We start from the raw sequence: 13,153 nt of genomic DNA, 5'->3' as shown, positions 1-13,153 counted from the left end.
CGGGCGGGAACGCGATCGGGAACCTTGTGAAGTTTCAATCCACGCACCCGCACGGGGTGCGACCAGATATTAGTTTAAAGGTTGTGATCTTAAATGGTTTCAATCCACGCACCCGCACGGGGTGCGACTCGGAGGATTCTGTCGGGTTATTCCAGCTTAATCGTTTCAATCCACGCACCCGCACGGGGTGCGACTGAGTAAGTCAGTGGAGAGTGTCGTTTTAGCTGTTTCAATCCACGCACCCGCACGGGGTGCGACCTAAGTCGTATAAGACAGCTTATACGACAGAGTGTTTCAATCCACGCACCCGCACGGGGTGCGACCTAATAATTCTAATCGGTTCGCCTCTTTCGGCTGGTTTCAATCCACGCACCCGCACGGGGTGCGACGGGACGATTGCGGCGGGCGGAATCCTGGCGTTGTTTCAATCCACGCACCCGCACGGGGTGCGACATACGACAGAGTGAAAGGAGGTTTGTATATGTGGTTTCAATCCACGCACCCGCACGGGGTGCGACCGGTAGCGTTCGGCTTGTCCTCTGAATTAACTGTTTCAATCCACGCACCCGCACGGGGTGCGACGGGAGGGCTTATCGCCTTCCTGGGATATCAAGGGTTTCAATCCACGCACCCGCACGGGGTGCGACGGATGCTCGTCCAGCCAATCCGTCTGTTTTAAGTTTCAATCCACGCACCCGCACGGGGTGCGACGACATTGTCTAACGTTACAAGTGCCTTAATTTGGTTTCAATCCACGCACCCGCACGGGGTGCGACTGAAGAGTGGTTTTGACCAATGGAGTATCAACGGTTTCAATCCACGCACCCGCACGGGGTGCGACATTTGAGTAGGTAGAGCATCTAGGATTGCTTGGTTTCAATCCACGCACCCGCACGGGGTGCGACACGATACGATTATCTTTACCTGTTGGGGTATAGGTGTTTCAATCCACGCACCCGCACGGGGTGCGACGTTTATCTCAAAATTTAACGTTGCCGAATAGCAGTTTCAATCCACGCACCCGCACGGGGTGCGACTTCGGGAAGATCAGCATAGGACCTCATACAAAATGTTTCAATCCACGCACCCGCACGGGGTGCGACCGGGGGAGTTAAGCGGAGGAAGCAGCCACCCAAGTTTCAATCCACGCACCCGCACGGGGTGCGACAGTAGTATAGTCCAACCTACGGTGTGGATGAGAGTTTCAATCCACGCACCCGCACGGGGTGCGACTAAAACCCTAGCAATACTCGACGATGGAATAAAGTTTCAATCCACGCACCCGCACGGGGTGCGACGCGCAGTTTAATATGCGTTCATCCCACGAAATTGTTTCAATCCACGCACCCGCACGGGGTGCGACACGATCACCACACACTTGACCGGTAATGTGACTGTTTCAATCCACGCACCCGCACGGGGTGCGACAGGTGAAAATGAAATTGATTGGGACGCAAGGGAAGTTTCAATCCACGCACCCGCACGGGGTGCGACGAATGAAAATGGATTTGCGGTCCTTGGCACAATGTTTCAATCCACGCACCCGCACGGGGTGCGACTCACACATTAGGCAAACAAAGCCCTCATCAATCGGTTTCAATCCACGCACCCGCACGGGGTGCGACATCCCACAAACCCCCCAGTCGTTCCTCCAGGTTTCAATCCACGCACCCGCACGGGGTGCGACTTCACGGAGGCATTATCCCCCCAGATTCCCGTCCCGTTTCAATCCACGCACCCGCACGGGGTGCGACGCTCCAGGGAACGTGATGGGTCATCTTCCAATGGGTTTCAATCCACGCACCCGCACGGGGTGCGACACGTAGGCCTCCGCCCCGTGAGCCTCCAGAGTGTTTCAATCCACGCACCCGCACGGGGTGCGACGTGGAGAGTGACGGCGGCGGTCAAGTTCTGAATAGTTTCAATCCACGCACCCGCACGGGGTGCGACATAAAACACGTTTCCTGTTTGGGAGCGATAGGGGTTTCAATCCACGCACCCGCACGGGGTGCGACAATTCTCGGCGAAGGTCGTGGCGGCTTTGGAGACGTTTCAATCCACGCACCCGCACGGGGTGCGACTGCGGAGCCCTGGGCACTTTGCCCACCAGCCCAGTTTCAATCCACGCACCCGCACGGGGTGCGACCATTCCACCCAGGTTGACCCCCTTGAACGACTGAGGTTTCAATCCACGCACCCGCACGGGGTGCGACAGTAATGCGCCAAGTAAGACAGCCGTAACCATAGTTTCAATCCACGCACCCGCACGGGGTGCGACACGTAGACAAGCTTACTTATAACTGCAAAAGAGGTTTCAATCCACGCACCCGCACGGGGTGCGACTCTATTTGTAAGTCCCTAAGTATATCTAAGATTGTTTCAATCCACGCACCCGCACGGGGTGCGACCCTTAGTTTTTGTATGATTATACACAAATAATGTTTCAATCCACGCACCCGCACGGGGTGCGACAAATCTCTACCGTTTTCAGTGCGGAATGACTCGAGTTTCAATCCACGCACCCGCACGGGGTGCGACTCAAAAACAAGAGACCTTATAAAAGCAAGATGGTTTCAATCCACGCACCCGCACGGGGTGCGACGCGTATAGGGCAATGCTTTGTCGATTTATTCCAGTTTCAATCCACGCACCCGCACGGGGTGCGACCATTTTACAAAGCCAATCAATAGAAAAGGAGATGTTTCAATCCACGCACCCGCACGGGGTGCGACAGTCAAAACTTTACAATAGATGAACAACCTAAAGTTTCAATCCACGCACCCGCACGGGGTGCGACCGTTTCATCCATTTTCACGTGTGTTTGCGTTGAGTTTCAATCCACGCACCCGCACGGGGTGCGACGGAATGATCTACTCTAGCGCAGAAGAAGCAATAGTTTCAATCCACGCACCCGCACGGGGTGCGACCTACCGCTTTCTCAAATTCGTCTATACTTCCAAGGTTTCAATCCACGCACCCGCACGGGGTGCGACCATCTTGCTTTTATAAGGTCTCTTGTTTTTGATGTTTCAATCCACGCACCCGCACGGGGTGCGACCGTAAAAGCAGTTAACCCAACTTACTTAGAAATGCTGTTTCAATCCACGCACCCGCACGGGGTGCGACACGTGACGTGGTATATTGTAATCAGATCAAGGGTTTCAATCCACGCACCCGCACGGGGTGCGACTAATTCCATCGTGTCCCTTGGTTCTCGGTCTAGGTTTCAATCCACGCACCCGCACGGGGTGCGACCAGCGAAAAAACAGCACCTGGCAGACCATTCGAGTTTCAATCCACGCACCCGCACGGGGTGCGACTGCCTAGTGCAATTAGAGAGGGGCGAATGGCATGTTTCAATCCACGCACCCGCACGGGGTGCGACAACAAAGACACAGCAATAGGAGGATGAGGGAATGTTTCAATCCACGCACCCGCACGGGGTGCGACTCTCTAGTTGGCCGTGCAATAACCCCACTAGCGGTTTCAATCCACGCACCCGCACGGGGTGCGACCCAAGGGTGACTTTATCAGCCGCGAAGCCTTTGTTTCAATCCACGCACCCGCACGGGGTGCGACAATATACAAAAGTGGTGTACCTAAGACAGCGGAGTTTCAATCCACGCACCCGCACGGGGTGCGACGTACGGAAAAGACAACTGGCGCAAGATAGACACGGTTTCAATCCACGCACCCGCACGGGGTGCGACAGAGGGCTTACAGATGATAGCTAGACATTATCCTGTTTCAATCCACGCACCCGCACGGGGTGCGACTAATGCCAAAGTTATCCTAGGATGGACCAAAGTCGTTTCAATCCACGCACCCGCACGGGGTGCGACGTTTACAGAGCTTTCAATTACTTCAGACATAAGTTTCAATCCACGCACCCGCACGGGGTGCGACGGAAAGGGCTATAAATCATTCTGGAACTCAAAGTTTCAATCCACGCACCCGCACGGGGTGCGACACTTCTGGTGCAATCGTGTCTGTGGCTGAGTTGTTTCAATCCACGCACCCGCACGGGGTGCGACAACAACACAGCTATAGGAGGATGAGGGTAATGAGTTTCAATCCACGCACCCGCACGGGGTGCGACGGGACCCACAGAAAGTGCATATGTGATACTTGATGTTTCAATCCACGCACCCGCACGGGGTGCGACTGTCCGATCCGGGGGACTGATTGGTTCACGATCAGTTTCAATCCACGCACCCGCACGGGGTGCGACTCGAAGGGTTGAGGCGGGAGGTTCTCGAGTTGAGGTTTCAATCCACGCACCCGCACGGGGTGCGACTAAAGGTATCATAAAATATACCACTTTGACTAGTTTCAATCCACGCACCCGCACGGGGTGCGACAGCCTTTGAGGAGTACGGTTTTACCGAATCCGGGTTTCAATCCACGCACCCGCACGGGGTGCGACTGAAATTCATATAGGTGATCGGGTCATTGTTTAGTTTCAATCCACGCACCCGCACGGGGTGCGACGTCTATTATCCAGGACTAAAACTATAAGAAAAGAGGTTTCAATCCACGCACCCGCACGGGGTGCGACCGTATTCCAGTCCAGCGGCAACGAAGGCCCCAGAGTTTCAATCCACGCACCCGCACGGGGTGCGACCCTCCTGATTCGACGGAGAGGATCGGGCCCCATATAGTTTCAATCCACGCACCCGCACGGGGTGCGACATCGCATATTTAGAACCCATATCCTATACTTTAGTTTCAATCCACGCACCCGCACGGGGTGCGACGGGCCGCCTTGAAAGAGATCGCCGACCTCAAAGTTTCAATCCACGCACCCGCACGGGGTGCGACTGTCGCAAAATAAGCCTTTAAAAACAAAGCCTTTCGGTGCTCTGTTTTGCGAAACCTTTTTTAGCCAGTAAAATTATTTAATGAAACAGAAGAATAATCCATTAAACCCTTGATATACAAGCAATGCGAAACCACTACTGAACTAATGACAGCTAAGGGTTCGCATCAATGATCAGAACCCCTTCAGGGTCATAGGCTTCCTTTGCACCATAATGTTCCACGCGCCTTTTCCAATTGCTACCAAGCAAATAATATCGCAAACTATCCGTATTCGGATCTACGATACTCTCTAAACGATGTTTTAATTCAGCATACTGTGTGGGATCTACCAAGCATTCAAATACAGAATTCTGAACTCTCTGTCCATAGTTCTGACATTGTTTAGCAACTTTACGCAAACGTTTCTTACCTGTATCACTCGTTACGTTTACATCATAAGTAATCAATACCATCATATAGAACTCCTCACTTCCAGAAAAAAGGTGGATAATCTTCAAGATCTCCTCTGATATGCCTGGCAAGAAGCATAGCCTGAATATAAGGTACCAATCCTAAAGATACTTTCTCCTCCAAAAATGGATGCATAATTTCTTCTTGCTTGCGTTTCTGCCAGGCTATGAGCAATTCTTTTCTAGTCTTATCGTCCATAATGACGGCACCATTCTCTTTAATAATAAACCCACTTGGATCAATCTGGTTACGATTTATGAGTGTCGCCGCTAGCCTATCCGCAAAATGCGGTCTAAGTTCTTCCATCACATCCAGAGCAAGACTTTGCCTGCCTGGTCTGTCCCGATGTAAAAAGCCCGCTTGCGGATCAAGCCCAATACTCTCCAGTGCAGCAACAACTTCATGGCTTAATAAAGTATATAAAAAAGATAGCAATGCATTTATTCGATCTAATGGCGGACGTCTGTTTCTTCCTGTCATACTAAATGCATCTTTATTGTTAAGTATCAATTGATTAAAACCCGTGAAATACAGATTTGCAGCCTGTCCTTCCAATCCTCTCACTACATTTAAATCGTCTGTCTTATCTAATCTTTTGGCCATTATAGCCATATCTTTCATAATGTCTGTTAGCAGATTAGTATCGACAGTTTGCGGATGGTCCCGTACTGCACGATGTAAAACAGCTCTACCGTTGATTATCTTTGCCAAGATGAAACGTTTCGCTAATCTTACCGTAATGATATCGTTTTCTGTCCATCGATACTGTTTTTTCCTTAACAAAATATTACCGGAAACTTTACCCGTAATACGTCCCATGAACTTTCCATATTCCGTTAAGAATGACAGTGAAACGCCTCTTTCGCAACACAAATGCATTAGTCCTGGGCTTGCTCCAGCAAAACCAAAACAAACTATTCCCTCTAAATTATGAACCGGAACACGGAATTTGATTTCATTTTCGGTCTTAATTAGAACATTCTCTCCATCACGAGCTAAGTAGGCATCTGGCATCGTTACATAAAGAGTATTCAGAAGCTTTCTCAAAAATCCTTCACCTCCGAATCAATCATTCGCGCCAAATATTCTTTAACAGAGTGCTTGCGAATGGTGAGGTTTGGCTGGCATATTTCTATCAGTGAACACATAGTACAATGCTTACCTTTTTGCGCTTTCGGGGTAGTTCCTTCTGACATCATTTTATGCATTTTTCCAGACAGTTCTTCGACCCGTACACGCAATGATTGATCAATCATGATGGTTTCCCGGCGTCTAGTCTGACCATAAAAGAGATACCCTGAATCAATCGAAACCTTCAGCATTTCTTCCAAAGCTATCGCTTGGGCGCAAAGTTGAACCGCATCACGATCATCCGGTTTTGCTCGTCCACGCTTATATTCTACTGGATAAGGTCGCCACCATCCCTTCCGTTTGTTAAGCCGCACCGTAATCCCCTCCAAGGCATCTTCCACTCTGTAGAATTCAACGACATCAGCTACGCCACGAAGACCCAGTTTATGAGATACAAGCGGCATCGCCCTGACCACCCTGATATCTTTTCTTGTTTCATCCTCAAAAGGGTCATCGGTGCGCTCATGAAGGTGTTTCCCCTCAATCGTGCGAACATTTTCTGCCCAAGCCTGTTCAATATGGATTAGCGCCCACTGCCGCTCGCAAAACGCCATATGTTGGATACCAGAGAGCAGGAGATAGTCCTCATTCGAATAAGCATTGTCCATAAACTCACGCCTTTTATCGCCCATCAATAATTTCGGGATTCAAACCAACTAGCTCTTCAATTTCAATATTATAATCCGAGATGTCTTTTGGTTCGCTGATCCCAGCTCTTAGACCTACCTTTAATGACCTGTGGACTTTGGCTGATGAATACTGTCCAGCGTTGGAATCGTGCTTCCACCAGTATACTTTATATACTTCCATACTTCCTTCAGGACGTGCCGAAGAAGCATCATTTTGAAACAATCTAATCAGGGCTTCTTTAATAGCTACTGCGTCTCCATCGCTAAATCCTGTTTTACTGGCAAGTTGAGGATTAATACTGCCGTATGATACATAAACGCCGTAATCAATCCGGTGCTTCATTCCCATAGTGTCAGACGCTTTTTTCTTTCCGTCTCCTTCACCGCTTACGCTTTTCGTTATTTGAATACTAGAAACACTCACTGGATTAACACTGAAGGCAGGGTGAATTGAAACCGGACCGCGGATCCCAATAGACACGCCGCTTTCCTTCGTTTGCTCTTCCGTTTCGACTGTTTCCTTTTTACCTTTTTTTGAAGTTCCATTAAAGGCAAATACCTGTCCGAAAGCCCTTACATCCAGCCATTTCTTACATGCCTCTTCGCGGAATTTCTGTTCATCATTGATTAAATTCTTCAATTCACCTTCAGCGCGTGCTCGTAAACTTTTGTACCCATCAACGTTATTATCGTCGGATTGTACGAATATCGCTTGCTTCGCTTCCATAAGGCGATTTCTAAGTTTTCGTTTGATACATACATCTGAGACTTCACCAAAACCGTCATAATTGATGCGTGGTCTATTCCCATTTAATGGATCACCATTGGGGTTAGCGTTTTTAACACTAAAAATCACAGCAAAGTCAATTTTGTTTTTTAAAAATTCCATAATAGTGTCCTCCCATTCTTAAATTTTATCAATTTCTTTAGTTTGATTCGCTTTTCCAAAGATTTTCAAGCTGGCAATGATAGCCCAGGAGAAACTCACCGCTTAACCTTTTATCACTAATAAAATCTTCCGGTTTAAACATCGCGGTTACTCGAGTAATCATATTCAGTCTTTTGGCTGAAGCCGGTCCTAAACGGGCTATATAAGGGTTTAAAGACAGCTCTATTGTCCTCCAGGTGCTGTAGGGATGCTCTGAAAATCTCTGCATCAGCCTTCCGGCGTTTGTCTGGCGCTTTTCGCCCGCACTCTTAAGCGCCCATTGTTCTAAACTGTCAGCCAATGCTAACAATCTTCCGTAGAGGTAGTCCCGCGAATCCCTCGTATCGTCTAGCGCCATTTGATAATCCTCCTTCAAGTAATCATGGCTCATTTTTTTGAACAGCGCACAAGCGATGCTTAACGTTTTTTTCCATTCCCAGTCATCCATCCCAATGCGATTACTCGCCCTGCGTACTGCTGATTTGACCAGGTCTCTGGGAATTTTCTGTCTGTCGATAATACATGGCAAAATTCGTTCCACCGTAGCCTTACGCAATTTATCGTCAAGTCTTCTGCCATAAGCAGCTTCGGCAATATCTCCCGGTGCCGGGGCTCCAAAGAATCTGACATGAACTTTCTTGGGTTCGCCTTTTTTCACGACTGACGGTTCAACTATCCTATAATCATGAATCCATGCGCACGTTTCATGCCAGTCTTCGATTCTTGTTAAAAACTCCGACCCTCGCAGCTCTTTATAGTATGTAATTGCCATGCGTCCCGGCGTTGCTGATGCCATACCCATAACAACAATTTCAGATGTATCTCCCAGTTGGACGCTAAACCCGGCGATTTTTTGTTTTAATTTAAGGGCTAATTCTTGTGCAGTTGAAACCGTTTTCTCCTGTTGGCAGCCTAAAAGGTCTTGTGCCCCAATAAAATCCAAGGCATCTGCCAGCGGATCAGGTATTTGCTGTCCTGCAATCGCCCAAGCCACAATAACTTGCTCCCCTCTTCTATATCCTTGACGACCAACCAGCCAGCGAAGGGCATTATGCGCTTTCTGGGTAATCTCAAATCCAACCGTACAGGCCTGATCTGCAGTTTTAAAACGCCCGCGAAATGTAAAGCCGCTCGTATCGTTCGAAGAAATCAATTTAGCCTTGTCGGCATCATTCTTAATTTTGGCCGGATGCTGTTCAGCAACAGGTTTAGATTCCCCGGTTACATAACAGAGATCATTATTCACTTTGACTGATGAATAATAGGCGATCCAGCTCTCAAACAAGCTATTGTCATTCCACAGCATGGATTGCGGATCATCCGGTATCTCGACAGACCACCTTACAAATACATCAGATTGTGAGGTATTCGTGACCTTGAATATCTCAGGGGTATCCTTATTTCTTTTATCCCACTTATCTAACAATTTCCCCTTATCATCAATAACTAGTATTTGATTATTCACTAGATCCTTGATGACACTTCTTTTTTCAATGTATTTCAGCACTGCTCTTGCTTTTGGGTGAGTGTGTTCTGATTTACACCAATTTTTCAAATCCTCAGTGTACATTTCATATGGTTTTTTGGGGTCTTTTGTATATCCTGTTGTAACTATTCCACCATAAGCTATAAAATCTCCCGCCAAATATTGAATTTTATCGCAAAGCGGGTGGTTAACAGGTTTTATACCTGCCCTGCCACCGGAACCTTCGGTGCAAGGTATTATTGTTCGGGCCTCATTTTTTGGTACTACTCTGGCACGTTTGAAATTGCCATCCTGATCTACCACCATTTCAACCTGTGCCATCTGAGTCGTATGGCAAATGGGCAAAAGGGGGATATCCGCCTCATTAGCCCCATTCCCAATCATGAAACTACAGTTCTCATACGTTTCATATAATTTTTGTATCCAGCTCATGGAACCATCCCCTCTTCGGAATATCCTTCCAACAACTTGTCCTCTTCAAGCCTAATGGAACATAGATGAGAAGCAGCCATCGGTCTGACAAACTTGCGGAAATCACAATCCTCAGCTCGAATAAATTCCACGACACCGTTAACCATTCTTGGCCTCCAAAACCTGGAATGCAATTCATTTTTCCCAATTTCATCAGGATAATCGAAGCCGTGAAACATTAAATCAAAGGCAATCTCTCCGTACTTATCGTAAAATCCTGCTTCTTGACCAAAACTGCAGGGTTCGACATACCCCTGACACTCTCGTGTGCCTAAAAAAATGTCCCTTCGTCCTCCTCTTTCAATCATTCTTCTCGTTACAATGAAATGCTTATTTTCATTCCTGTCATTTGCCATATCCTCCCGGTTCATATTCCACTCAAAATGCGCCTTAACCTGGTATTCCACATCGGTAAGATAGGTATAAATGCTTAAATCGTTTCCTCCTCCGTAACTTAAAGGCTTTGCACTTCGGTTTTGCGTTCTTATCGGTTTCATCACCCTGACTTTATCAATGATCCAAATCAAGGTCGGTTTCCAGTAAACCGATTCCATAATTCCTTTTAGTGCCTGATAAGTCGGTATTTGATAAGAACACTTTTCTCCCCCGATTTTAGTTAATGGATCGGTAAATAATGCATATTTACCGTAGACTTTAAAATCAACCCGGTTCTCCATTTTACACCTCCTCAACAATCATTACTTCCATTTCGTTTACAGGAAAGTCGGTCATCCCACACTGGTCACTATAATACCGCTCATCAAGATAATAGATTCCACTGCCTTCCTGAACTTCACATATCACTTTTTTCTTCAATAGCAAATCAAACAAATAACTAAAAATGTTTATGGAATATCTTTGGGCTTGTTTCAATAGTTGAAATTGATTTTCAAGATATGAATAGCTGCAGAGTTCCCGAATAATCTGCTTCCCTTCGTCTTTATAGTGGACAATGATCCCCCGTGTCGATGAATCGATCGCTTCAAACTCATCTCCGGCAGTCTTAAATGACTGTCTTAACGGCAATTGCGGTAATTGCCCTAGATTTTGTCTCCTATAGGCATCTAACGATAGTTGATTTGCCGACAGCAGATTAAAAATATCGTCAGCCCTGCCAGCCTTTGAGTTGCATCCCAGCAGATAATTCATCTCATTCGTTCTTTGATGAAAATAATACTGGTAATACCTTTCCAGGGCTTTGGGCCCAATGATATCATTATCGAACTGACAAGGATCACTAGCATATTCATCAAAAATACGGAGCGCTACTTCTTTTCCTATGGAGATGTCCTTTAGCATATCCAGATTCTCTTCCTGAGGATTGACAACTAGAACCCTTCCTGGCATCGGTCTAGCTCCGTTTCGGTTGCAACGCCCTGCTGCCTGAGAAATGGAATCCAGTCCCGCTGTGTAGCGGATTACTGATCCGAAATCGATATCGACTCCGGCTTCAATGAGCTGTGTGCTTACACAAATCACCGGCGTAATGTCTGGCAAGCATTCCTTTATTTTATCAAGCGTATCCATACGGTGTGCAGGGCACATATGGGTACTTAAGTGATATACTTTTGCAAGCTTAAATTCTTCAAGCTTATAGTAAATGTCCTGTGCCGCCTTCCTAGTATTAACTATGACCAAAACGCTACCAGTCAGCCTTACTTCGCTTATAATCAGCTCAGTCAATTCTTCCGTAGACCATCCCCCAATCTTTTGCATATTTATAACGTTTACTCGTCTCAATTCTTCAAATAATTGGTGGTAGTTTTGAACAATTTGATTTTCATAAGTTAGTGGCAAGGCTCTTTTCTCTGGCTTTACCTTATCCAGCAAAGGTTGAGTCGCCGTACATAAAATAACCGTCGCTCCGCAGCCTTGAATAAGGAACCGAACAGCAAGGTTAAAAAGGTGAATACACTTGATCGGAAGAGTCTGGATTTCATCAAAAATCAGGACAGCATTCGCCAGTTGATGCATTTTCCTGACATTTCGTGTTCCGCCGCCAAGCATGGTTTCTAGAAACTGAACCATTGTGGTAAAAACAACCGGAGCATCCCAGTTTTCAGACAAGAGTTTTTGCCGAGTATTCTCTTCGTCAGGTGTCAAATTCGAATGATGTTCTAAAACAATATGATTCGAACATTCTGTGTTTTCAAGTATTCTTCTTGCAACATCAGCGTTCTGGTCAATTATTGAGGTGTAAGGGATAATGTAGATAACCCTGTCCATTCCGTGTTTAGCAGCATGATTTAATGCGAAACGAAGACTTGATAGTGTTTTCCCTCCTCCAGTAGGCACAGTCAGCTGAAATAGCCCTTTCGGCCTCTCCGAACATTCCATGCAACACGTTGAAATTTCTTTGCGGAGGAAATCAACTTTATTCTCCAGCTTGAATTGATTGATATGGTCTTCTAATTTCTCAACCAAGCTTTTCCACGAAACATATGACCCTTGGTTTCTCAATTTTTTATTCTGAGGAAATTCAAAATCAGCAGTACTCAGTCGGTCTGCATCAATTAGACAGCTAAAAAGAAAGCGGGTCAATAAACCGACTTTGAACATATATGTACTAACGTCATCATTGCTTTCCATGAGCGATTTAAGCTTACTGTTAAGATGTTCACCAATTAAATCATCTGCAAATAAATGCTTGTATTTCATTTCCACCCATGCAGTTAAATTTGACACAACTTCTGATAATCGTGTTAGCTCGTTATCCTTATTAATTCTTTTTATAAAACTGTCCTTGCCGTCGTAAGTCAGGCAATCTATTAGCCCCGAATGATGAGAAACAACCGCTAAAGGTAATATTTGAGAAGCGAATAAATATTTTTTTCCTTTATTAGAAAAGATCCTATAGAGAATTTGAGCTCCTGAACTGGAATGATCAACTTTTCCTTTAAGTTTTGATGCATCAACATATTCATCCGCATCAGGATCGATTAACCCCGTTGCAGACATAATATATCGTTGGAACTCTTCAGTCGCCTTCCCAAAATCGTGAAAAAGCCCTATTAACTCTCCATGCTTTTGAAGACCAATTTTTGATGCAAATTCACCTGAATAAGTTGATGTTTCCTCGAGATGTTGCAATAACTCTTGAGTACAGTGATCAAATTCACGGCGATGAGCAATAAATACCTTATTACCTTTTTCGTTTTGTTTTTTAATATCGATTCGCATTCTACAAGACCCCTTAGTGCTAAAAGTGTGTTCAAGCGCAAATTCGAGGCTGGATAA

The 13,153-nt window shown here is 46.4% G+C and carries 7 protein-coding genes and 1 CRISPR repeat array; all 7 genes read right to left on the bottom strand.

Annotated features, from left to right (window positions below; genetic code table 11):
* Positions 1 to 31: 31 nt before the first annotated feature.
* Positions 32 to 4,821: a CRISPR direct-repeat array (repeat unit 32 nt; unit sequence GTTTCAATCCACGCACCCGCACGGGGTGCGAC).
* Between the two features lie 152 nt (positions 4,822 to 4,973).
* From cas2 to cas3, 7 genes are read right to left on the bottom strand one after another with little or no spacing between them, the layout of a single operon-like run.
* Positions 4,974 to 5,276 (bottom strand): CRISPR-associated endonuclease Cas2, encoded by a 303-nt coding sequence (gene cas2, locus ACYQ3Q_RS13360; protein ID WP_459929027.1) that lies wholly within the window; start codon positions 5,274 to 5,276, stop codon positions 4,974 to 4,976.
* A 10-nt stretch (positions 5,277 to 5,286) separates the two neighbouring features.
* Positions 5,287 to 6,318, bottom strand: a complete 1,032-nt coding sequence (gene cas1c, locus ACYQ3Q_RS13355; protein ID WP_459929026.1) for a type I-C CRISPR-associated endonuclease Cas1c — start codon at positions 6,316 to 6,318, stop codon at positions 5,287 to 5,289.
* Entirely contained in the window at positions 6,315 to 7,034 is a 720-nt protein-coding gene (gene cas4 / locus ACYQ3Q_RS13350; protein WP_459929025.1) for a CRISPR-associated protein Cas4, read from the bottom strand. The genes cas1c and cas4 overlap by 4 nt, the downstream gene beginning before the upstream one ends.
* Positions 7,024 to 7,920, bottom strand: a complete 897-nt coding sequence (gene cas7c / locus ACYQ3Q_RS13345) for a type I-C CRISPR-associated protein Cas7/Csd2 (RefSeq protein ID WP_459929024.1) — start codon at positions 7,918 to 7,920, stop codon at positions 7,024 to 7,026. The genes cas4 and cas7c overlap by 11 nt, the downstream gene beginning before the upstream one ends.
* A gap of 37 nt (positions 7,921 to 7,957) precedes the next feature.
* Positions 7,958 to 9,877: a type I-C CRISPR-associated protein Cas8c/Csd1 gene (gene cas8c / locus ACYQ3Q_RS13340; protein ID WP_459929023.1), complete on the bottom strand. Its 1,920-nt coding sequence runs from the start codon at positions 9,875 to 9,877 to the stop codon at positions 7,958 to 7,960.
* The gene (cas5c, locus tag ACYQ3Q_RS13335) at positions 9,874 to 10,593 is read right to left on the bottom strand and encodes a type I-C CRISPR-associated protein Cas5c (RefSeq protein ID WP_459929022.1); all 720 of its coding nucleotides are present in this window, start codon (positions 10,591 to 10,593) and stop codon (positions 9,874 to 9,876) included. Before cas5c ends, cas8c begins: the two co-directional genes overlap by 4 nt.
* A 1-nt stretch (position 10,594) precedes the next feature.
* Entirely contained in the window at positions 10,595 to 13,096 is a 2,502-nt protein-coding gene (gene cas3 / locus ACYQ3Q_RS13330) for a CRISPR-associated helicase Cas3' (protein ID WP_459929021.1), read from the bottom strand.
* Positions 13,097 to 13,153 lie beyond the last annotated feature (57 nt).

Source organism: Desulfosporosinus burensis, assembly GCF_054657535.1.
Note: the sequence above shows the minus strand (reverse complement) of the source record. Positions and strands in the feature narration are given on the sequence as shown.